Here is a 21,215-nt window from a genome sequence, read left to right on the forward strand (position 1 = left end):
AGCAATGGTCGACATCCTGCACCGCATCGCGGTCGAAGGCCGCACCACCGACGACGTCTACCAGGCGCTCGCCACCATCGACGGCCTCGCCGACTGGTGGACCGAGGACACCACCGGCGGCACCGGCACGGGGGAGGAGATCGCGTTCCGCTTCCCCCAGGGCGGCTTCGACATGAAGGTCCTCGAGTCCGAACCGGGGCGGCGCGTCCTGTGGGAGGTCGTGGGCGGGACCCCCGAGTGGATCGGCACCCGCATCCACTGGGACCTCCGCCAGGAGGAGGACTGGGCCGTCGTCCTGTTCAAGCACGAGGGCTGGGCCGAGCCGATCGAGTTCATGCACCACTGCTCCACCAAGTGGGCCTCGTTCCTGCTGAGCCTCAAGGCGCTCGTGGAGGACGGCAAGGGCGCGCCCGCCCCGCGGGACGTCCGCGTCGACAACTGGGGATGACCTTCGCAGGCCGGCGGCCCCTCCCGCGCTCGCGGGAGGGGCCGCCGGCCGTCTCAGTCGGCCCGGGACCGCCTGGTGAAGATGTCGGCCAGCACCCGCAGCGCCATCACCGAGGCGATGAGCAGGAGCGAGAGCCCGAAGAACTGGTAGACCGTGAGGTCGGCGGTGAGCTCGGGCCCGCCCTCGGTGCCCAGGAGCATCGCCGCCATGACCCCGGTGGCGGCCGCCAGGACCGTCAGCAGCGTCTGGTGGAGCCAGGCGGTGACGGTGCGGCGGTCCTCGGCCTTCGCGAAGAGCCGGAAGTTGACCGACAGCTGCCCCGACTCGACGGCGGCGAGCAGGCGGTCGAAGCGGCGGGGGAGCTTGCGCAGCACCGGGAGCAGGTCGTGGACCTCCTCGAGGACGAGGTCCTGCACGGCCGCGGGGCGCAGGCGCCGCTCGGCGTAGCCGCGGCCGATCTCGCGGGCCTCGGCGATGAGGTCGAACCCGGGGTCGATCGCCGTCAGGCACCCTTCGAGGGTCGCGAGCGTGCGGAACACGGCCGCGAGCTCGGGCGGGATCACGATGCGGTGCTTGGCGATGATGCGGAACAGCTCGGTGAACATCCGGATGCCCGGGGCCGCGCCGGGGACGAGGTGCCGGGCCATGAACGAGCCGAGGGCGCGTTCGAACGCGCTCTGGTCGAGCTCGTCGGGGCGGCTGGAGACGGCGATGAGCGCGTCGGCGAGCGCCGGCCCGTCCTGGCGGTCGACGGCCTGGAGGATCGCCTCGAAGGAGGCGCGCAGGTCCCGGTCGAGCCGGCCCACCGACCCGTAGTCGATGAGGCCGATCCGGTCGTCGTCGAGGAGCATGAGGTTCCCCGGGTGCGGGTCGGCGTGGAAGATCCCGTCGACCATGATCTCGTCGAACATCTCCCGCAGCAGCGCCGCCGCGAGCGACCGGGCGTCGAGCCCGCGCTCGGCCGGCCGCGCCGACGCGAGCGGGACGCCCGCCAGCCGCTCCATCACCAGCACCTGCTCGTCCGAGAGGTCCGCGTAGGGCCGCGGCACCCGCACCTCGGCCCGGCGCCGGTCGTGCGCCGCCGCGACCTGCGCGAGGTTGCGGGCCTCAACGGTGAAGTCGACCTCCTCGCGCAGCGCCTCGGCGAAGCCGTCGGCGAGCCCGAGCACGTCCATCGAACGGCCCCAGGAGGTGTGGCGGTCGAGGCTGCGCGCCAGCCGCCGGATGATGTCGAGGTCGCGCTCGACGGTCTGGGCCGCGCCGGGCCGCCGCACCTTGACCACGACGGCCTCGCCGCCGTGCAGGACCGCGGTGTGCACCTGCGCGATCGACGCGGCCGCGATCGGCTCGGGGTCGAAGCTCGCGAACACCTCGCCGATCGGCGCGCCCGCGGCGGCCTCGACCAGCCGCACCGCGCTCGTCCCGGGCACCGGCGCCGCCTGGTCCTGGAGCTTCGACAGCTCCGCGATGTACACGGCCGGAAGGAGGTCGCGCCGCGTCGAGAGGATCTGGCCGAGCTTCACGAACGTGACGCCGGCGTCGTCCAGGGCCCGCCGCAGCGCCTGCGCCATCTCGGCGTCCTGCGCCGACAGGCGCCGCCCCCGCAGCAGCCCGATGAGGCCGTGCCGGGCCGCGATCGCCAGGATCTGGAGGTACCTGCGGGTGCGCCGCGCCCGCGTGCGCAGCCCCTTGAACCAGGTGCGGACCGGCGGCACCGCCCCGGTCGGGATCACCGCCTCCCACACCACCAGCATGATCATCGCGATCACCGGCGCGGTCACGAAGGACAGCGCCCACAGGGCGAACGCGCCCGGGATCTCGTCGGCCGTCGGCTCGCGGTACCGGAACGGCTCCATCAGCGCCGGCACCAGCCCGTACTGGATCACCCCGTAGCCGCACCCGCTCACCACAAGCAGGCGCCACACCGTGTACCGCACGTCCAGCAGCCGCGTCGCCACGTACGCCACGGCCGCGGTGTTCACGGCGATGCCCACCACCGACAGGATCAGCTCGGTCATGCGGATCGGCCTCTCAACGGACGGAACGGTGCTCGACAGCACAGGCTACGCCGCGACGGCCAGGGCCCGGCCGCCGCGCGCCGCGTGTCGGACCGCCGCGCAATCGGACGCGCGGTTCGAACGGCCGCATGTCGGACACGGCCTTTACGCTGAGTTCCATGACCATCGCAGAAGCGCCGCGGCCGGCCGCGGCCCGCCCCGCCCCGGACGACCCCGGCCCCAAGGCGATCCGCCGCAACACCGCCCGCGCCCTCGTCCTCGACCCCGACGGCCGCATCCTCCTCTTCCACCGCGACGCGACGATCCGCGGCGTCGGCGACCGCTACTACTACACACCCGGCGGCGGCATCGAGCCCGGCGAGACCCCGGCCGAGGCCGCCGCCCGCGAACTCTTCGAGGAACTCCGCCTCCGCGTCGCGCCCGGCGACCTCGGCGACCCGGTCGCCACCTGCTACAGCCTCCAGCAGCGCATCGACACCGGCGCGTTCGTCGCCGCCGACGACGTCTTCTTCCTCCTGCGCGCCACCGCCGCCGACATCGCCTTCACCTCCCCGGCCCACGCCGCGCCCGCCGGGCACGCCTGGCTCGACCCCGACGCCATGGAGGCCGCCCCCGACCGCGTCCTGCCGCGCGGCCTCCCCGCGCTCCTGCGCCGCGTCCTCGCCGAAGGCCCGCCCGCGACCCCGATCCACATCCGCTGGTAGTCACCGCGGCCCGCGCCACGCGAACGCGACCCACCACGCCATGACCGGCAGATGGAGCAGGTACCCGGCCTGCTCCAGGACCGGACCCGGACCGCCCGTCCCGGTCGTCCACGGCAGCGCCACCGCCGCCAGACCCGCGGCCGCGGCCGCGATGCCGGTGCGCCGCAACGATTTCGGGGCACCCCATGCCGCCGCGGCGGTCGCGGCCGTCCACAGCAGCCCGGCCAGGTTCACCGTCCACTTCGCGGTCAGCAGCACCCCCGTCGCCGCCGTCGCCGCGCCCGGCACGACCGCGAGCTGCGTGACCGCGAGGTTCCCGGCGTCGTGCAGCATCCCCGCCGCCCCGGCGAGCGCCAGCAGCCCGGCCGCGACGACGTCCCCCCGCTGCCGCCCCGCTACCAGCCCCGCCGCGGCCAGCGCCAGCCAGCCGAGCACGTCCACAGCCAGCTCCACCAGGTGCAGCCCGGGACGCGCGGCGACCGCGTCGAGCGCCGCCGCCGCATCAGCGGGATTCAGGGTCAGCCCGGCCGGGACGGCGACGGCCGCGCTCGCGGCCATGAGGACGACGGCGGCGGTGACGAGGGCGCCGAACGGACGCTTGTGCACAGTGCTCATAGGCTGCGACGCTAGAACCCTGACGCTGGGGGAAGGTCAAGCCCGGAGGTGGAACCGTGTGGCGCATCGGCGAACTCGCGCGCATGGCCGGGGTCTCGGAGCGGACCCTGCGCCACTACGACCGCATCGGCCTGCTCGCCCCCGCGGCGGTGAGCCGCGAGACCGGGTACCGCTGGTACGGCGCGGCCGAACTCGCCCGCCTCGAACGCATCCGCGGCCTCCAGGACCTCGGCCTGTCGCTGCGCCGGATCGCCGAGATCGCCGACGCCCCCGAGTCCCAGCTGCGGGACCTGCTCGGCGAGACGATCGAAGACCTGAGGCGCGACATCGCCGCCAAGACCGCCGCCCTCGCCGCCGCCGAGGACCGCCTCGCGTCCGCCTCCTCGATCCTGCCCCAGCAGACCGCGGTGGGGGAGCGGCGCCTGCGCCTGCGCACCGTCCACATCGACCATCCCGCGGACCTCGCCGCCGTCTGCGGCCCGGACCCGACAGCGCTCCTCACCTGGCTGACCCGCGCCCCCGACGGCGCCTTCACCGCCGCCCACGCCGACGACGCCGGCGACCCCCTCATCCTCCCGCCGCGCCGCGTCGTCCGCGCGGTCGTGCCCCCCGGGATCGGCCTCGTCCCCGCCGGACGGGAGCTGTTCGCCTGGCTCGACCGCCGGCGCCTCGCCGTCGCCGGCCCCACCCTCGAAGAGCACCTCGCCGACGCCGACGGCTCCCGCGTCACCGTCCTCGAAGTCCCCGTCGCCCCCAACCGCGCCGAGACGCAGGCGGGGCCCGCCGGTCGCCCGGCAGGCCCCGCCTCCCCAGAAGGTGTCCGCGACACCGCCTAGCGCTCGGCCGCCTTGCGGACGTACACGAGCCGGCGCAGCAGCACCTCCGCCGGACCGCGGTACCGCAGGCGGCGCATCGCGTCGGCCGCGACCACCGTCGCCGCCCACACCAGCACCGCGCACAGCCCCGAGACCAGCAGCGGGCTCGCCGCGCGGTCGGCCAGCGCCAGCGCGAACGGCGCGGCCAGGACCAGCCAGGCCACCGACTGGAACAGGTACCCCGTGAGCGAGCGCTGGCCCAGGGCCGCCACGGCCGTGAGCACCGGGCCCGCGGAGCCGCGGCGGGCGACCGCGTGCGCGATCAGGCCGAACAGCGCGCCGTACCCGAGGCCCCCGAAGAACCCGGACGTCTCGTACAGCAGCTTCGCCGACGCGGCCGCGCCCTCGTCCATCTCGATCGCGCCCGCGGCGAGCAGCGCCATCGGCAGCCCCGCGGTCACCGCCACGGCGAGCCCGCCGATCGCGGTGGTGCGCAGCAGCTTCAGGTGCTCCTGCGGCGCCTCCAGGACGCGGTGCCGCGCCGCCCACGCGCCCACCCACACCATGAGGATCATCGGCAGGATCGTGAGCGTGTGTACCGGCCACTCGGCCGCCCGCTCCGCCAGCGACTCCAGATAGGACCCCGCCTGCGCTGACGGGAACGGCGACACCGGCACCGCCGCGCCGGTGCCGCCTCCGGCCAGGCCGGTGGCGGTCACGATCGCGAGGACCGCGACGTACACGCCGCCCACCGCGAGGTACCAGGGCGCGAAGCGGTGCACGCGGTCGGACCGCTGGAGCAGCAGCAGCGTGAAGAGGATGCAGATGAGGCCGTAGCCGCCGAGGAAGTCCCCGGAGTAGAGCAGGACGCCGTGGACGGCGCCGAACGCGAACAGCGCCAGGCCGCGGCGCAGCAGCACGTTCCGCACCTGCCGCGGCGAGGCCCCGGACCGCTCCTGGCGGCGCGAGAGCTGCACCAGCCCGTAGCCGAAGAGGAGTGCGAACAGCGGGAACGCCCGCGCGTGCACGAGCTCGACCAGGAGGAAGTTGTAGACGCGCTCGAAGCCGTGCGGCTCCACGGCGACGCCGGGGGCGCTGGCGAGGAAGTACCCGGCGCTGTTGGCGAGGGCGATGAGCAGGAGCATCGCCCCGCGGGCGAGGTCGGGGGCGAGGGCGCGCTCGCCGGGGCGGACGGGTCCGCGGGCGGTGCCGGGCCGGGGCGGCGCGGCGGTCGGGGTGGTCATGTCGGGTTCCTTCGTTCGAAGCGTTCGAGATAGTGTCTGAAGGATACTATACGAGGGACACTAATGGGGTGTGCGATGATGTCCCCGCATTCCCGCGGAGACGGAACGGAGGCCAGGCCGTGGACGAGGACCGCGTGCCGCCCGCGCTGGCGCGGCTGTGGCGCCTCCCGCACGATTCGAGGCTCGGCCGCCCGGCCCGCCTCGACGTCGGGACCGTCGTCGACGCCGCCGTCGCCCTGGCCGACCGCGAAGGACTCCCGGCCGTCACCCTCCCGCGGGTCGCCGAGGCCCTCGGCGTCACGAAGATGTCCCTCTACCGGCACGTCGGCTCCAAGGACGAACTGCTCGACCTCATGCGCGACAGCGCGAGCGGGCCCGTCCCCGCCGCGCTCGCCGGCACCGGCCCCTGGCGCGAGCGCCTGCGGCTGTGGGCCACCGAGCAGCTCCGCGTCCTCGGCGAGCACCCCTGGCTCGCGCAGGTCCCGCCCTCCGGCCCCCCGAGCGGCCCCAACGGCATCGACTGGTTCGACGCCGGCCTGCGCGCACTGCGGGAGACCGGCCTCGACTGGGGCGCGAAGGTCGGCGCGCTCATGATCGTCTCCGGCTACGTCACCAGCGCCGCCCAGCTCGCCCAGGCGCTCGCCACGGGCCGCGAGGGCACCGGCCTCGACCAGGCCGCCGCCGAGCGCGAGTACGGGCGCGCGATGGCCCGCCTGGTCGACCCCGAGCGCTTCCCGGACGCGGCCGCGCTCTTCGCCGGCGGCCTCCTGGAGGACACCGGCCCCGACACCGGCGAGGCCGACTTCCGCTTCGGCCTCGAACTCGTCCTCGACGGCGTCGCGGCCGCCGTCGCCGCGGCCGACTGAACGGCCCCGCGGGAAGCACAGGGCCGCAACCGGTCACGCCCAGCGGCCCGGATGACGCCGCCCGCGGCAGGCACGTTAGGGACGGGTGTCGCGTCCGGACTCATCCGTCCGCGGTGCGCTCCAGGAACGGCACCACGAGCGCGGCCAGCTCGTCAGGCGACGTGTAGTTCGCGTCGTGCGGCGCGCCGGGCACCACCGCGGTCTCGGCGTGCGGGAGCAGCCGGTCGAGTTCGCGGACCCACCGCTGCGAGGCCACCGCCTCCTTCGCGCCGCGCGTGATGAGGACCGGGACCCGGACGTTCGGCAGGCGCAGGTCGATCCGGTCGTCGAGCGCGGCGTCGAAGGTCCGCCACGCGCGCCGCAGGCCCGCGTCGGCCAGGTCCCGCAGGATCACCGGCAGCTGCCCCGGGTCCTCGTACGCCAGGCCCCGCACCCAGTGCCACGTCTGCCGCAGCTTCGTCGGGTAGGCCGGGTCCATGGTCGGCCCCACCAGGACCAGGCTCCGCACGAGCGCCGGGTGCTCCTCGGCCAGGGCCGTCGCGACCTGCGCGCCGAAGGAGTTGCCGAGGACGGCCACCGGCCCCTCCTCGATCGTCTCCAGCCAGACCGCGATCCACTTCGCGAGGGCCGACACGTCCGCGGGCGCGCCCGGTTCGCCGCTGAGCCCGAAGCCCGGCATGTCCAGCGCCCGCACCGGGAACCGCCCGGCCAGCCGGGCCGCCAGCGGCATGAGGTACCGGTGCGAGACGGCCATCCCGTGGACCAGCAGCACCGGCGTCCCCGGCGGGTCCTCGCGGGTCGCCCGCCAGTGCAGGCGCACGCCGTCGACGCGGGCGAAGCGGCTCTCGAACACCCCGTCGGGCCGCGGCGCGGCGGCGGCCAGCCGGTGGCGCTCGCGCAGGCGCCGCCAGTTCCAGTCCCGCATCGCACCCCCTCTCGCGACCACGAGGGTACCGTCACCCGCTCCCGGGACCGCTCCGAGTTTGGCTTCCGCGGCCCCGGGAACGCTCAGGGCAGGACAGCACGGCGGAAGGAGCGGTTCGACATGATGCCGATCATCAGGGGTCTGGCGTGGACCATCGGCCTGGCCGTGGCGAAGGCCCTGCTCGACTACGCCCTCGAGCACCACGCCGAGAAGCGGTCGGAGAAGCGGCTCGAATCCGAGCACCGCAAGGACCGCCTCCGCAGAGGCTGAGGGCCGCTCTCCCGACCGGTGAGCGGCGGCGCGACTCCCAATGGGGCCGCGACGGCCGGTGATAGCATTCGTCAGCGTCATCGTCCGGAGCAGCAGGAACCCATTGGGAGGTGTCGTGACGGCAGAACCCGCGGTCGACATCTGGCCATTGCGGATCGAAGAGTGTGAATGCCATACGGACGGCCTCGCCGTGTTCGGTGAGATAGATTTGAACGGCCACGACGAATGGGAACATGCGTTGCGGCTGGCCACCGGTCGGACGGCCGAGGCCCATGTGCACCTCGCCGAGCTCAGATTCATCGACGTTCGAGGAGTCACCTTGCTCGTGAACATCGCGGACGAACTGAGCGACGGGAAGCGCGTCGTCGTGCACGACGCCCCGCCCGGACTGCACCGTGTCATGGAAGTCCTCTGGCCCGACTCCGGGGCCGCTATCGAGATCGAGGGCGAACAACGATGACCGCAGTCGCCGCAGAAGGCTCCCCAGAGACCCGGAACGGCTTCGAGCACCCGGCCCTGTTCTACTCCGGCCGCAGCGAGTACCTCGAAGGCACCGTCCCCTTCATCGAGGACGGCCTCAGCGCCGACGAGCCCGTCGCCGCCGCCGTGCCGCGCCACAACCTCGAGTCCCTGCGCACCGCCCTCGGCTCCGCCGCCGACCGCGTGATGCTCGTCGACATGGCCGACGCGGGCGCGAACCCCGGCCGCATCATCCCCGGCGTCCTGCGCTCCTTCGTCGACGCCCACAAGGGCAGCCACCGCATCCGCATCATCGGCGAGCCGATCTGGCCCGGCCGCAGCGAACTCGAGTACCCCGCCTGCGTGCAGCACGAGGCCCTGCTCAACCTCGCCTTCGACGGCCGCCCCGTCACCAAGCTGTGCCCCTACGACACCGACGGGTTGAGCGCGCAAGCGATCGCCGACGCCCGCGCCACGCATCCGCTCCTCATCGACCGCACCGGCCGCCACCCGAGCGAGCAGTACGACCCCGACCGCATCCTCGACGCCTACAACCTGCCGCTGGACCCGGCGCCGAGGCGGGCCGTCGAGCGCAGCGCCGACAGCTCCACACTGGACAACGCGCGGTGGTTCGTCACCTCGTACGCGCGCGCCGCCGGGATGACCAGCCTCCAGCTCGTCGACCTCGAGATCGTCATCACCGAGCTGCTCACCAACAGCATCTGGCACGGCGGCGGCACCGGCACGTTCCGGATCTGGACCGAGCCCTCGCACCTGGTGTGCGAGGTCAGCGACGCCGGGCACATCACGGACCCGCTCGCTGGCCGGATGCCGACCGACGAGTCCCAGTTCCACGGCAGAGGGCTGGTGCTCGTGAACCAGATCGTCGACCTGCTCCGCGTCCACACCAGCCCTCGCGGGACCACCGTCCGCTTCTACCTGCGGCTGCCCGCCGCCTGAGGCGCTAGACCTCCATCGAGTCGGCCAGCTCCTCGCGGAGCTCGTTGAGCGTCCTGCTCAGCAGCCGGGAGACGTGCATCTGCGAGATGCCCACCTCCTCCGCGATCTGCGTCTGGGTCATGTCGCCGAAGTAGCGCAGCGCCAGGATCTTGCGCTCGCGCTCCGGAAGCTCCTGGATGAGCGGGACCAGCGACTCGTGGTTCTCCACCAGCTCGAGCGCGGTGTCCTCGTCGCCCATCGTCTCGGCCAGCGGCAGTCGGCCGTCCTGCTCGAACGGCGACTCGTCGAGCGAGACCGGCCGGTACGCCTGGCGGGCCTCCAGCCCTTCCAGGACCTCGCGCTCGGTGACGCCGAGGTGCTCGGCGAGTTCGGCCTCCGTCGGGGGGCGGCCGAGGTTCTGGGAGAGCTCGGCGCTGGCGTTGTTGAGGGAGAGGCGAAGCTCCTGGAGCCGGCGCGGCACGCGCATCGGCCAGGTCGTGTCGCGGAAGTGGCGGCGCACCTCGCCCATCACCGTGGGGACGGCGAAGGAGAGGAAGTCCGAGCCCTTGGAGGGGTCGAAGCGGTCCACCGCGTGGATCAGCCCGACCGAGGCGACCTGCACCAGGTCGTCCTTGGCGATGCCCTTGCCGGAGTAGCGGCGGGCGATGTGCTCCGCGAGCGGCAGGTATCCGGTGACCAGCTCGTCCCTGACCTCCGACCACCTCGGGTCGTCCGGTTCGAGACGCCCGAGCTCCTCGAACAGCGGCTCCAGGTGGCCGTAGTCGTCCGATTTGGTCCTGCGCTGTTCCTGTCGTGTGTCGGTCATTTTCGTCGTCCTCCCGTATCGCTTGTGGGCGGGGCGCAGACGCCGTGCGTGTCCGTCTATTTGCTCCTGTGGTCCGGAGGGCGGGGGTGCCCTCGGAACGTCGTTCTCCTCATAATAGGAGGGGTTTGCGGCAATGTCACCTACCGGATGGTAACCCATTTAATAAACCTATTTGTGGTACACATCACATGCTAATTTCACGGAATCACGACCGCGTTCGCCGGTAATGGTCCTGTGGCACTATTGAACCGAAGGAGGTGGAGATGACGACCGGGGCAGACCGTGCCACTGAGGAACCGTTTCACCACCCTGCGTTCTACTACTCCGGGCCTGCCGAGTACCTCGAGGGCACCATTCCGTTCATCGAGTCCGCGCTCGCGGCCGGCGAGCCCGCCGCGGTGTCCGTCCCCGGGCCCAACCTCGAACTCATCCGCGACGCCCTCGGCGCCGCGAGCGAGCACGTCCTGCTGCTCGACATGACCGAGGAGGGCGCCAACCCCGGGCGCATCATCCCCGGCGTGCTCCGCGAGTTCGCCGACCGCCACCCCGGACGGCGCGTGAGCATCATCGGCGAGCCGATCTGGGCCTCCCGCAGCGAGGCCGAGTACCCCGCGTGCGCCCAGCACGAGGCGCTCATCAACCTCGCCTTCGCGGGCCGCGACGCCGCCATCCTGTGCCCGTACGACCTCGACGGCCTCGACGAGCGCGCGATCGCCGACTCCCTCGCCACCCACCCGGTCCTCATGGACGCCAAGGGCACCCGCGAGAGCGCCGAGTACGACCCCGCCCGCGTCATCGACGGCTACAACCGGCCGCTGCCGGCCCCGCCGCGCTCGGCCGTGGAGCGCGGCGTCGACCGCTACTCGGTCGACAACGCCCGCTGGTTCACGACCTCCTACGGCCGCAAGGCGGGCCTGTCCGCCCACCGCCTCGTCGACCTCGAGATCGCCGTCACCGAACTGGTCACCAACAGCATCCGCTACGGCGGCGGCTCCGGCCTGCTGCGCATCTGGACCGAGGACGACCACCTCGTGTGCGAGGTCAGCGACGGCGGCCGCATCACCGACCCGCTCGTCGGCCGCCGCCCCGTGGACGACTACTCCCAGGGCGGCGGCCTCCTGCTCGTCAACCACGTGGTGGACCTGCTCCGCATGCACACCGGTCCCGAGGGCACCACGATGCGGGTCTACCTGCGGCTGCCCTAGCGCCTCAGCCGGCGCGCGTCAGCTCGCTCAGCAGCACCAGGTCGGGCACCGCCTGCGCCTGCGCCCGGGCGCCGGCCGGCATCTCGCCGACGTCCTCCCCGCACAGCCCCGCGATCAGGAACGACCCCAGCGCCCAGTTCAGCTCGGCCGGGTCCGCCGCGCCGTGCCGGTCGTCCACGTTCCACGTGAACGTCATCTGCCGCTCGCCGTCGGCGGAGTGGAACGAGTACGTCTGGTGGCCCAGGCCGCCGCCGGTGTGCCCGAGGAAGACCTCGCCCGGGTCGGCGGTGCAGCCGAGGACCAGCCCGATCAGGCCGAGGCCGTAGGAGTTGCCGGGCGCGATCTCCGTGAACTCGCGCATCTCGGCCAGCTCCGCCGCGTCGAGCAGGGTGCCGTCGAGGAGCGCGTCGTAGAAGTCGTTCACCTCCTCCATCGTGGACATGACGCCGCCGGCGGCCCACATCTGGTCGTTCGACAGGCGCGTCGTGTCGAAGTACGGGTCCCGCGGGTCGCCCGTGGTCAGGTACGGCACCGGGTTCGCGCCGCGGATGCCCGAGGTGCGGTCCCGCGGCAGGTAGGTGTCGCGCAGGCCGGCCGGGTCGAAGATCCGGTCGTCGAGCACCTCGCGCAGCTCGTCCCCGGTGAGCTCCTCGACCAGCAGGCCCAGCGCCAGGTACCCGGTGTTCGAGTACGACCAGCCCTCGCCGGGCGCGAACAGCAGTGGGTCCTGCGTGCCGACCGCGATGAGCTCCTCGGGCGCGAAGTGGGTGCGGTGGTTCGCGTACACGTCGGTCATGTCGCCGGTGGCGAGTGAGGCGTACAGGTACTGGAAGTAGTCGTTCAGGCCGCTGGTGTGCCGCAGGACCTGCCGGACCGACGGCTCCTCGTCGTAGGGGAGGAGCCCGGGGAGGTAGTCGCTCAGGGGCCGGTCGAGGTCGACCTCCCCTTCGGACTGGAGCTGGAGGAGCACGGCGGCGACCATCGACTTGGTCAGGCTCGCGATCCGGACCCGGTCGTCCTCGTCGACGCGGCCGCCGCCGCCGTCGATCTCGCGCCTGCCGGCCGCCTCGGACCAGGTGTCGTCCCCGAGGCGGACCTCGGCGACGATCGAGTGGTCGGCGGCGTCGGCGAGGGCGTCGAGCTTGCGGTCGAGGAGGGACTCGTCGAGCCCGGGGTCGGAGGTCTGCGCCGCGGCGGCGCCGGGGACGGCGATGAGCGCGAGGGCGCTCAGGGAGGTAAGCAGTCTTCGCATGCCTCCGACGCTAGGAGATCGCGCGGCCCGGAACCACCGCAGAACGGCGGAAATCCGCCTCTGTCCACAGGAGGACGTGCGCCGCCGCGCCTCCTCCGAACGGCGGAGACGCCGAGGGGCGGCACGACCGCCCGGCCCCAACCGCGCCCCAGGGCACTTCTCGAGGCACACCGGCACCGCCTGGAACCGTTGCGCCCCAATGTCAAGAATGACGTGGAAACGGGGACGGAAATGATCTTCCGATTCGCATAGAATTCGTTCGCAGAGCCAGGAATTTCCAGTCCGAACCACACTGGGAGCAATGGGTGGAGTTTCGGTTGCTAGGTCCCTTTGAAGCGCGTCATGAGGGCCGACCCGTGGAGATCCGCGGGATGACGTATCCGAAGATACTGACGCTGCTCCTGCTGGGCGAAGGAGCGGCGGTCTCGATCGAGCGCATCGTGGAGGCGCTGTGGGACGACGATCCCCCCGCGACCGCGCGCAGGCAGGTCCGCAACCGCGTCGCCTCCCTGCGCAGAGTCCTCAAGGGTCACGGATTCGATCCCGTTCAGACTGTCGCGCAAGGCTACCGGATCGCCTCCGGCGATGTGCAGTGCGACTGCTGCGATTTCAACCGACTCGCCGAACGGGCGCGAATGCACGCCGCCGCGGAGCGATTCGACGCGGCCGTGCAGTCGATGGACGACGCGCTCGCGGTCTGGAGCGGGCCGGCGCTCATGGGACTCACCGGAAAGGTCTTCGAAGCGTCCTCGCACCGCCTCGAGGAATCGCGTTTCGGCGCGATCGAATCGCGCGCGGCCTGGCAGTTGCGCCTCGGCCGCTCCGACGTGATCATCGGCGAGCTCTCGGAGCTCGTGGCCGCGAAACCGGACCGGCAGCGGCTGCTCTACCTGTACATGTCCGCGCTCCAGTCGAGCGGCCGGGCCGCCGAGGCCCTGAAGGCGTATGAGATCCACCGGCTCCGCCTGAGCGAGGAGCTCGGCATCGAACCGGGCCAGGCGCTCCAGCGGCTCCACGTCTCGATCCTGCGCGACGAGCAGCCGTTCGCCGACAGCCGGTACCCGTCCCCCTGAACGCGAAGCGCCCGGGCCCCGCGAGAGGCCCGGGCGCGTGCGCAGCGCTAGTGCCGGATCAGCACCGGATGGCCGCCCCGTTGTCGTAGAGGAGGCTGTCCTTGATCCAGCCCGAGACCCCGGTGTTGTAGTCGTAGATGTGCGACCAGGTGCCGCCGGTCCCGTAGTCCCAGCAGTCGTACCGCAGGTCGTGCGCGATCTGGGCCTGCCCGACGATGGTGCACGCCGGGCTCGAGTTGTGCGGTCCGGTGCGGATGTTCACGCCGTTGCTCAGGGTCCAGCCGATGCTGCCGTCCTTGACGGACCACGCGTGGTTGCAGCTGCTCTGGGCGCCGACGTCGGACGCCGCGGTCTCCTGGGCGCCCGCCTGCGCGGACGAGAAGCCGACGGTGGCGACGACCAGCATGGCGCTCGCCGCGAATCCCGCGAGCCTTCTGGCGAAGGGTTTCACTGGCATTCCTCCTTGGGTATGGAGCCTACGCATCCATGGTCGGACCGTCGCGCACAGTGACGGCACCGGCGGCGAACACCGCGTGCACAACGCCCGCACAACGGCCGCAACGGGAAACGCGGTTGCCCCGCGCGCGCTCCCGGTGGCAGGCTGCCGGACATGCCCTCCCAGTACGAGATCCGCGCCGACTACGACGCCCGCACCATCGTGGTCTACCAGGCGTACGCGCCCGCGATCGCCGACGCGGCACTGCGCGCCGGCCGCTTCACCGCACCGTTCTCGTTCAACCGGATGACGTGGATCAAGCCCTCGTTCCTGTGGCTCATGCACCGCAGCAACTGGGCCCGCAAATCCGGCCAGGAGCGGATCCTCGCCGTGCGGATCACCCGCGACGGCTGGGAGGAAGCGCTGGCGAACGCCGTCCTCACCACCGGCGACCCGGCCGCGCTCGCCGGCGCGCCCGTGCACGTCCAGTGGGACCCCGAGCGCTCGGCGCGCGGCGCCGCGCTCAACCACTACAGCATCCAGGTCGGCGTCGGCCGCCACCTGATCCGCGCCTTCGCCGAGGAGTGGGTCGTCGGGCTCACCGACCTCACGCCGACCGTCCGCAAGGCCGCCGACCAGATCCAGCGCGGCGGCGCCGCCAAGGCCCAGCGGCTGCTGCCGCCCGAGCGCGTCTACCCGCTCCCGCAGGACCTTGAACGGCGCCTGCGCCCGTGACCAGCGCGGGCGCGCCCTAGCGCTTGACGATCTCCCGGACCGTCTCGTCCACCGTCCACGCCGAGTCGTTGACGTTGCTGAGCACCACCGTGTTCACGTCGAGCACCGGGTAGCGCCGGATGAGCGCCTCCGCCCCCGGGTCGCCGCCCTCCGCGCCGAACGCCCGCTTGTCGTCGTCGCCGAACAGGTACACGCCCAGGCCCATCGAGGTGATCCTCCCGATGTGGACCTGCGGGCCCAGCGCCTGCTCCAGCAGTGCCGGCCGCACCAGTTCCCCTGCGCCGTAAGCGGTCAGGAACCGGTCGAGATCGCGCGCCGAGGAGAACGCGCCGCCGTCCGGCGCGCCGACCGACGGCATCGCGAACACGTTCGTCCGCCACGCCCCGCCCGGCTCGGACGGGCGCAGGTACCCCGTCGCCACGTCCGGGCGGACCTCGTCGGCGGCGAAGAACCCGCTCTCGTCCATGCCGGCGGGGGAGAAGACCCGCTCCCGGACCGCCGTGACGTAGTCGGTTCCCGAGACGTCCTCGACCACCAGGCCCAGCAGGATGAACCCCGCGTTCGAGTACTGGAAGCGCCCGCCCGGGGCCCGGTACGGCGGCAGCGAGCCGAACAGCGGCAGGTAGTCGGCCGGCGTGAGCACCCGGTACACCGGCAGGTCGCGCCACAGGGCCGCGAACTCCGCCGCCCAGTCGTCGGAGGCGGTCTCCTCCTCGAAGTAGTCCGCGATCCCCGAGGTGTGCGTCAGCAGGTGCCGGACTGTCACGTCCTCCCGCAGCGTGGCCGGGCGCCGCTCCGGCGGCAGGACCGAGGCCACCGGCGCGTCCAGCGCCAGCCGCCCCTCCGCCACGAGGTCGAGGACCGCGACCGCGGTGAAGATCTTCGTGACCGACCCGAGCCCGAACCGGGTCCGGCCGCCGATCGGCGCGCCCCAGGCGCGGTCGGCGAGCCCCCGGTGCGCCTCGTACACCGTCCGGCCGCCCCGCGTGATGAGGACCGACCCGGAGAAGTCGCGTTCGGATTCGAGCCGGTCGAGCACGGCGTCGACGTCGCTGGTCTGCATCCCGACAGTCTCGGCGCTGCCGGCCGCCGCCGCAACTGGGTATCGTCGTATGCGGTGCGCGGGCGACCCGAGGTGCGGAGAACTTGAAATGAACTCTTATGATCAGCTTGCCCGGACGGTGATCAACACCCATGCGAGGCGATCGACGATCCGAAGGGGGACGCGTGGGTGACAAGGCCCGTCCGGCGCCGAAGAGCAAGGCTCCCGCGACCATCTACGACATCGCCCGGATCACGGGCGTCAACCCCTCCACGGTCTCCCGGGCCCTGAACCAGCCCGGCCGCGTGAGCGCCAGCACCGAGCGGCGCATCCGCGAGGCCGCCGCCGACCTCGGCTACCGCACCAACCCCATGGCGCGGGCCCTCCCCACCGGCAAGACCGGCACCCTCGGCCTCCTCGTCTCCGACCTCACCAACCCCGTCTACTTCGACCTCGTGCGCGGCGCCGAGCGCATCGCCCGCGAGCACGACGCCATGCTCGTCTTCGCCGACTCGCAGGAGTCCGCCGAACTCGAGCGGTCCACGGCCGAGCGCCTCCAGATCGCCGTCGACGGCCTCCTCCTGGTCGCCTCCCGACTCGAGGACGCCCAGATCCAGGAGCTCGCCGCCGCCAAGCCCCTCGTCGTCGTCAACCGCCCCGTCCCCGGCGTGCCCTCGGTCGCGCCCGACGTCCGCCCCGGCATGGTCGAGGCCCTCGACCTGCTCCACGGCCTCGGCCACCGCCGCATCGCCTACCTCGCCGGCCCCGAGGCCTCCTGGATGAACGGCATGCGCTGGGTGACCGCCCACGACCTCGCCGCCGACCGCGGCATGGCCATCACCGAGATCCAGTCCTCCGCGCCCACCCGCGACGGCGGCACCGACGCGTTCGCCGCCGTCATGGCCGCCGACGTCACCGCCGTCCTCGCCTACAACGACCTCGTCGCCCTCGGCCTCCTCGGCGCCTGCCTCGAACACGGCGTCGCGCTCCCGCGCGACCTCAGCATCATCGGCTTCGACGACATCTTCGGCGCCGACCTCGCCGCGCCCGCCCTCTCCACCGTCCGCTGCTCCTGGGGCGACATGGGGGAGCGGGCCGTCACGAAGCTCCTCGCCGCCATCGAGGACGGCGACGCCAGCGGTGCCGAACTCAACCTGCCGACCGAGTTCGTCTCCCGCGCCTCGGTCGCCGCGCCCAGCCGGTAGGCGGTGCCGCGGCCCCCTGACGGCCGGCGCCCGCTCGCCGCGCTGCCGGCCTCACCGACATCCCACCGGGATCGGGGCCTTCCGCCTTGCGAGCGGCCGCAGCGACTCGATCGGCTCGCCTGGGGTGCTACTGCCTACCGGACGCGGACCGCGTCCTCCTGCACTTCGACCGCGAACGACGCCGCCTCCCCGAGGTCGTCGCCGTCCACCTCCACCACCAGCGGCTCCGACAGCGCGACCGCAACTCGCCGCGCCCGCGCGTGCTCCGCGGTCTCGGCGCTGGCGGCCCGGTCCTGACCGGTGATCAGGCGCCGGACCCCGTTGTCCCACACGAAGGACCGGAGCGTGTCGAGCCACTGGCCGAGGCCCTCCGCGCTGAGCAGCAGCAGGTCCAGCTCGCCGTCGGCCGGGTCGGCGTCCGGCAGCAGGCGGATGCCGCCCTGGAGCGTCCCGCAGTTGCCGACCAGGAGCGTGTGCCCGATCGTGCGTACCGGCGCGCCGCCGTCCACGGCGAGGTCGATCTCGACCACCCGGGTCGCGTTCACCGCCCGCCCCAGCGACTCCACATAGGCCAGCCAGCCGACGCGGCTCTTCAGGTCGTCGTCGGTCTCCGCGATCATGTGCGCGTCGATCCCGAAGCCCGCCATCACGGTGAAGGCCCGCCGCACGCGCTCGCCGTCGATCTCGGCGTCGAGCCAGCCCAGGTCGAGCGGCGTCGCCGCGCCCTCGAAGGCCCGCGCGAACGCGCCCGGCAGGTCGTTGACCGGGACGCCGATGTTGCGCGCCAGCAGGTTCCCGGTGCCGATCGGCACGATGCCGAGTTCGGCCCTGGTGTCGGTGCGCGCGAGCCGCTCGGCCACGGCGCGGACCGTCCCGTCGCCGCCGGCCGCCACGATCACCTCCGCGCCGGTCCTGATCGCCTCGTCGGCCGCCCCGAACCCGGGGTCGTCGGGCGCGGTCTCGTGCCAGGTGAGCGCGGCGTCCGTGCCCGGAATCGCCTGCACGAGCTTCTCGCGCGCGGCCTTGGCCGGGTTCCACACGATCGCGATCCGGTCGCCCGCCATCACCTTCTCCTTGCCGCGCACGGAAAGCAGAGCCAGCGTCTGCCAACCCAGCCTAGCGGGACCCGGGCACCTCGACGACGACCTTCCCCCGATTGCGCCCCGACGCGATCCGCTCGAAGGCCGCCCCGGCCTCGGCCAGCGGGTACACCCGGTCGATCACCGGCGCCACCGCCCCCGCGACGACGAGCTCGGTGACCGCCTCCAGGTCGGCGCGCGACTGCGGCACCGCCAGCACCCGGACCCGCTTGCCCGCGCGGGCTCCGGCGGCCGGGCCGGCGAGGAGCGTCGCGAGCAGGATGCGCGTGCGCCCGCCGACCATCAGGTAGCGCCCGCCGGGGCGCAGGGCCCGGTGCACCCGGAACGGCGACCGGTGCCCGATCAGGTCGACGACCCGGTCGTACCGGTCGCGATGGTCGGCCCAGTCCTCGTCCTCGTACCCGATCGCCTCGTCGGCGCCGATCAGCCGCAGGTAGTCGGCCTTGTCGGCCCGGTCGACGGCCGTCACCTCCGCGCCCAGGTGCTTCGCGAGGCCGACGACGAACGCGCCCCCGGCGCCGCCCGCGCCGTTGACCAGCACCGCGTCGCCCTCCCGCACGCCCAGCGTGGCCCGGTAGGCGATGCAGCCCGACTGCGGGATCGCCGCCGCCTCCACGAAGGACAGTCCGGCCGGCTTGCGGGCCAGGAGCGCCGGCGGCGTCGCCACGTACTCCGCCAGCCCGCCCCGGTAGCCCGCGAGCTCCCCGAAGACCTCGTCCCCGGGCGCGAACTCGCCGACCGCGCTCCCGACCGCCGCGACGACGCCCGCCACATCGGACCCCGGCACCGGGTGCCGCGGGCGCCGCAGGCCGCCGATCCTGGAGTAGAAGGGGCTCCCGGCGAGGTTCTCGCGGTCGGAGCCGTTCAGCGAGGCGGCCCTGACCTCAATCAGCACCTCGCCGTCCGCCGGCACCGGCTCCGGGAGCTCGCCGAGCTCGATGACGTCGGGGCTCCCGTACCGCTCCTGGATGACGGCTCGCATGGCGGACTCCTGTCTCGCGCCGGTCCGTCCAGCATAGACAGCGCCTGCCCGCCGGCCCGGCTCAGCGGTCCTCGACGAGCCCGTTCTCGTAGGCCCACACCACGGTCTGCACCCGGTCGCGCGCGCCGATCTTCGCCATCGCCCGGCCCAGGTGCGACTTCACCGTGCTGGTCTCCACGAACAGCTCCCGCGCGATCTCGGCGTTCGACATGCCGCGCGAGAGCAGCCGCACGATCTCCGCCTCCCGCGCCGTGAGCATCCCGGCCGCCGCCGGATCGGCCGCGACCCGGCGCCGCCGCGCGAACTCGGTGATGACCCGGTGGGTCACCGCCTGGTCCACCAGGCCCTTCCCCGCCGCGAGGCGGCGGACCGCGTCCACCAGCTCCTCCGGTTCGCAGTCCTTGAGGATGAACCCGCTCGCGCCCGCCTCCAGCGCCCCGAACACGTACTCGTCGGGGTCGAACGTGGTCACCACCAGGACCGCGGGCCGGTCGCCCTCCCGCGCCGCCGTGATCGCGCGCGTCGCCGCGAGCCCGTCGCCGCCCGGCATCCGCACGTCCATGCAGATGACGTCCGGCTGGAACCGCGCCGCGGCGGTCACCGCCGACGGGCCGTTCGACGCCTCGCCCACCACCTCGATGTCCCCGGCGTCCTCGAGCAGCACCCGGTAGCCCGCGCGCACCACCGCCTGGTCGTCCACCAGCAGCACCCTGATCATCGTCCTCCTGTCCCGCTTGCCGATCCGTCGCCGCCCCCGGCCCGCCGCTCGCGGTCGGCCTCCCGCACCGGCAGCCGCAGCCGCACCGCCCAGCCGCCGTCGACGGTCGGCCCGGCCGTGAACTCGGCCCCCACGAGGTCGGCCCGCTCCCGCATCCCGACCAGGCCCGTGCCGCCGTGCCCGACCGCCGCCGGCTCGCGCCGCGGCCGCCCGTTCGCGGCCTCCAGGTCCACATGGTGCGGTTCGTACGCCAGCCGCAGCCGCACCACCGCGCCGGGCGCGTGCTGCCGCGCGTTCGTGAGCGCCTGCTGCGCGATTCGGTACAGCGAGATGTCGGCGATCGGCGGCAGCACCAGCGGCTCGCCCTCGCGTTCGAACCTGACGTCGTCGCCGAGCCGCCGCGACTCCTCCACCAGCGCGTCGAGCGCGGACAGGCCCGGCACGGGCGCGTTCCCCTCGCCGCTGCGCTCGCGCAGCAGCCCCACCACCTGCCGCAGGCTCGCCAGGGTCTCCTTGCCCTGCGCGCGGATCCACGCCGCCCCCTCGCGGGCCGCGGCCGGGTCGCGCTCGATGAGCCGCTCCACCGCCGCCGCCTGGACGACCATGCCCGACAGGTGGTGCGCCGCCACGTCGTGGAGCTCCCGGGCGATGCGGCCGCGCTCGGCGAGGATCGCGGACTCCTCGCGCTCGCGCGCGGCCCGCAGCACCGCCTCGCCGCGCTCGCGCTCCATGATCCGGTTGCGCCGCTTCGCGGCCACGTACGCGCCGATGAAGGAGGCGCCCGCGTACAGCATCGCGCTGGAGGCGAACTGGTTCGCGACCGTCGCGGCCGCGCCGGGCTCGCCCCAGGTCGCCGCGGCCGACATCGCCGTCTCCAGGACGACCGCGGCGACCGCGAAGCGCAGGACCGTGCGGGAGGCCGCGAGGCCCCCGAGCGTGTACGCCGCGATGGCCGGCCCGAAGCCCTGCGCCATGATCTGCGGCGCGGTGGCGATGATCGCGAGCTGGAGCGCGACGATCGCGGTGAGGCACCACCGTGGCCGCACCCGCCGCAGGCACAGCAGGAGCGACTGCGCGGTGGCGAGCGCCCCCATCGTCCAGACGTCGCCGGCGCTCACCCGCAGGGCCGGGTCGGCCGGGGCGAGCCGGGCCATGACCGCGAACGAGCCGAGCGTCACCGCGGCGACCAGGAGTGCGAACAGGGCGTCCCTCGCGAACGGCCCGGTGGCCCCGAGCCGGGAGAGCGCGCGGTCGAGGCGCGCTCCCGGGCTCGGCCTGCGCCGGGCGGCCGCGGTGGCCGGTGCGGACATGCGGACCTCCAGTCGTCGGCCGCCGCGG

General features: G+C 73.4%; 23 protein-coding genes. 11 read left to right on the top strand and 12 right to left on the bottom strand.

The genetic code is table 11. The annotated features are described in order from the left end of the window. The first annotated feature begins 4 nt into the window (after window positions 1-4). On the top strand, window positions 5-448 hold the full coding sequence (locus EIW28_RS20670) for an SRPBCC family protein (RefSeq protein ID WP_125249609.1): 444 nt from the start codon (window positions 5-7) through the stop codon (window positions 446-448). A gap of 53 nt (window positions 449-501) precedes the next feature. On the opposite strand, the gene EIW28_RS20675 is transcribed toward EIW28_RS20670, so the two are convergent. Further along, entirely contained in the window at window positions 502-2,466 is a 1,965-nt protein-coding gene (locus EIW28_RS20675; protein WP_125249610.1) for an ABC1 kinase family protein, read from the bottom strand. Between the two features lie 158 nt (window positions 2,467-2,624). Here EIW28_RS20675 and EIW28_RS20680 point away from each other — a divergent pair, with 158 nt between their 5' ends. Further along, window positions 2,625-3,170: an NUDIX hydrolase gene (locus tag EIW28_RS20680; protein ID WP_125249611.1), complete on the top strand. Its 546-nt coding sequence runs from the start codon at window positions 2,625-2,627 to the stop codon at window positions 3,168-3,170. On the opposite strand, the gene EIW28_RS20685 is transcribed toward EIW28_RS20680, so the two are convergent. Further along, window positions 3,171-3,785: a hypothetical protein gene (locus EIW28_RS20685; RefSeq protein ID WP_125249612.1), complete on the bottom strand. Its 615-nt coding sequence runs from the start codon at window positions 3,783-3,785 to the stop codon at window positions 3,171-3,173. It abuts the gene before it with no gap. A 56-nt stretch (window positions 3,786-3,841) separates the two neighbouring features. Between EIW28_RS20685 and EIW28_RS20690 the strand changes: the two genes are divergently transcribed. Then, entirely contained in the window at window positions 3,842-4,621 is a 780-nt protein-coding gene (locus tag EIW28_RS20690; RefSeq protein ID WP_125249613.1) for a MerR family transcriptional regulator, read from the top strand. On the opposite strand, the gene EIW28_RS20695 is transcribed toward EIW28_RS20690, so the two are convergent. Continuing rightward, the gene (locus EIW28_RS20695; RefSeq protein WP_125249614.1) at window positions 4,618-5,844 is read right to left on the bottom strand and encodes a DUF418 domain-containing protein; all 1,227 of its coding nucleotides are present in this window, start codon (window positions 5,842-5,844) and stop codon (window positions 4,618-4,620) included. The two genes, EIW28_RS20690 and EIW28_RS20695, sit on opposite strands and share 4 nt — an antisense overlap. A gap of 119 nt (window positions 5,845-5,963) precedes the next feature. Between EIW28_RS20695 and EIW28_RS20700 the strand changes: the two genes are divergently transcribed. Further along, window positions 5,964-6,710 (top strand): TetR/AcrR family transcriptional regulator, encoded by a 747-nt coding sequence (locus tag EIW28_RS20700; protein ID WP_197717405.1) that lies wholly within the window; start codon window positions 5,964-5,966, stop codon window positions 6,708-6,710. 100 nt (window positions 6,711-6,810) lie between these two features. Here the strand turns inward: EIW28_RS20700 and EIW28_RS24370 are convergent, their stop codons facing one another. Then, window positions 6,811-7,635: an alpha/beta fold hydrolase gene (locus tag EIW28_RS24370; protein WP_158630483.1), complete on the bottom strand. Its 825-nt coding sequence runs from the start codon at window positions 7,633-7,635 to the stop codon at window positions 6,811-6,813. A gap of 120 nt (window positions 7,636-7,755) precedes the next feature. Here EIW28_RS24370 and EIW28_RS24375 point away from each other — a divergent pair, with 120 nt between their 5' ends. The 3 genes from EIW28_RS24375 to EIW28_RS20715 all read left to right on the top strand — a co-directional run bounded on the left by EIW28_RS24375 (window position 7,756) and on the right by EIW28_RS20715 (window position 9,324). After that, complete coding sequence (locus EIW28_RS24375) at window positions 7,756-7,905, top strand: hypothetical protein (RefSeq protein WP_158630484.1); 150 nt, start codon at window positions 7,756-7,758, stop codon at window positions 7,903-7,905. Window positions 7,906-8,020: 115 nt separating this feature from the next. Continuing rightward, window positions 8,021-8,365 carry an STAS domain-containing protein gene (locus EIW28_RS20710; protein ID WP_158630485.1) on the top strand — a complete coding sequence of 115 codons (345 nt, stop codon included), beginning with the start codon at window positions 8,021-8,023 and terminating at the stop codon, window positions 8,363-8,365. Further along, window positions 8,362-9,324 carry an anti-sigma factor RsbA family regulatory protein gene (locus EIW28_RS20715; RefSeq protein ID WP_125249616.1) on the top strand — a complete coding sequence of 321 codons (963 nt, stop codon included), beginning with the start codon at window positions 8,362-8,364 and terminating at the stop codon, window positions 9,322-9,324. Before EIW28_RS20710 ends, EIW28_RS20715 begins: the two co-directional genes overlap by 4 nt. Before the next feature lie 4 nt (window positions 9,325-9,328). Here EIW28_RS20715 and EIW28_RS20720 read toward each other — a convergent pair whose 3' ends face one another. Further along, window positions 9,329-10,129 carry a SigB/SigF/SigG family RNA polymerase sigma factor gene (locus tag EIW28_RS20720; RefSeq protein ID WP_125249617.1) on the bottom strand — a complete coding sequence of 267 codons (801 nt, stop codon included), beginning with the start codon at window positions 10,127-10,129 and terminating at the stop codon, window positions 9,329-9,331. Between the two features lie 263 nt (window positions 10,130-10,392). Here EIW28_RS20720 and EIW28_RS20725 point away from each other — a divergent pair, with 263 nt between their 5' ends. After that, on the top strand, window positions 10,393-11,334 hold the full coding sequence (locus EIW28_RS20725; protein ID WP_125249618.1) for an anti-sigma factor RsbA family regulatory protein: 942 nt from the start codon (window positions 10,393-10,395) through the stop codon (window positions 11,332-11,334). 4 nt (window positions 11,335-11,338) lie between these two features. On the opposite strand, the gene EIW28_RS20730 is transcribed toward EIW28_RS20725, so the two are convergent. Continuing rightward, complete coding sequence (locus EIW28_RS20730) at window positions 11,339-12,586, bottom strand: serine hydrolase domain-containing protein (RefSeq protein WP_125249619.1); 1,248 nt, start codon at window positions 12,584-12,586, stop codon at window positions 11,339-11,341. 371 nt (window positions 12,587-12,957) lie between these two features. Between EIW28_RS20730 and EIW28_RS20735 the strand changes: the two genes are divergently transcribed. Continuing rightward, the gene (locus tag EIW28_RS20735) at window positions 12,958-13,659 is read left to right on the top strand and encodes an AfsR/SARP family transcriptional regulator (RefSeq protein WP_125249620.1); all 702 of its coding nucleotides are present in this window, start codon (window positions 12,958-12,960) and stop codon (window positions 13,657-13,659) included. Window positions 13,660-13,717: 58 nt separating this feature from the next. On the opposite strand, the gene EIW28_RS20740 is transcribed toward EIW28_RS20735, so the two are convergent. Next, complete coding sequence (locus tag EIW28_RS20740) at window positions 13,718-14,110, bottom strand: SH3 domain-containing protein (RefSeq protein ID WP_125249621.1); 393 nt, start codon at window positions 14,108-14,110, stop codon at window positions 13,718-13,720. 159 nt (window positions 14,111-14,269) lie between these two features. Here EIW28_RS20740 and EIW28_RS20745 point away from each other — a divergent pair, with 159 nt between their 5' ends. Then, on the top strand, window positions 14,270-14,830 hold the full coding sequence (locus tag EIW28_RS20745) for a DUF4291 domain-containing protein (protein WP_125249622.1): 561 nt from the start codon (window positions 14,270-14,272) through the stop codon (window positions 14,828-14,830). 16 nt (window positions 14,831-14,846) lie between these two features. On the opposite strand, the gene EIW28_RS20750 is transcribed toward EIW28_RS20745, so the two are convergent. After that, complete coding sequence (locus EIW28_RS20750; RefSeq protein WP_125249623.1) at window positions 14,847-15,893, bottom strand: serine hydrolase domain-containing protein; 1,047 nt, start codon at window positions 15,891-15,893, stop codon at window positions 14,847-14,849. 164 nt (window positions 15,894-16,057) lie between these two features. Here EIW28_RS20750 and EIW28_RS20755 point away from each other — a divergent pair, with 164 nt between their 5' ends. Beyond that, entirely contained in the window at window positions 16,058-17,077 is a 1,020-nt protein-coding gene (locus EIW28_RS20755; protein WP_158630486.1) for a LacI family DNA-binding transcriptional regulator, read from the top strand. 134 nt (window positions 17,078-17,211) lie between these two features. Here EIW28_RS20755 and EIW28_RS20760 read toward each other — a convergent pair whose 3' ends face one another. From EIW28_RS20760 to EIW28_RS20775, 4 genes are all read right to left on the bottom strand, one after another. Next, complete coding sequence (locus tag EIW28_RS20760) at window positions 17,212-18,141, bottom strand: diacylglycerol/lipid kinase family protein (RefSeq protein WP_125249625.1); 930 nt, start codon at window positions 18,139-18,141, stop codon at window positions 17,212-17,214. A gap of 52 nt (window positions 18,142-18,193) precedes the next feature. Then, on the bottom strand, window positions 18,194-19,159 hold the full coding sequence (locus tag EIW28_RS20765) for an NAD(P)-dependent alcohol dehydrogenase (protein ID WP_125249626.1): 966 nt from the start codon (window positions 19,157-19,159) through the stop codon (window positions 18,194-18,196). A 61-nt stretch (window positions 19,160-19,220) separates the two neighbouring features. After that, entirely contained in the window at window positions 19,221-19,877 is a 657-nt protein-coding gene (locus EIW28_RS20770) for a response regulator (protein WP_125249627.1), read from the bottom strand. After that, window positions 19,874-21,187, bottom strand: a complete 1,314-nt coding sequence (locus tag EIW28_RS20775) for a sensor histidine kinase (RefSeq protein WP_125249628.1) — start codon at window positions 21,185-21,187, stop codon at window positions 19,874-19,876. The genes EIW28_RS20770 and EIW28_RS20775 overlap by 4 nt, the downstream gene beginning before the upstream one ends. Window positions 21,188-21,215 lie beyond the last annotated feature (28 nt).

Source organism: Glycomyces terrestris (assembly GCF_003933745.1).
In the GTDB taxonomy this organism is placed as follows: domain Bacteria; phylum Actinomycetota; class Actinomycetes; order Mycobacteriales; family Micromonosporaceae; genus Glycomyces; species Glycomyces terrestris.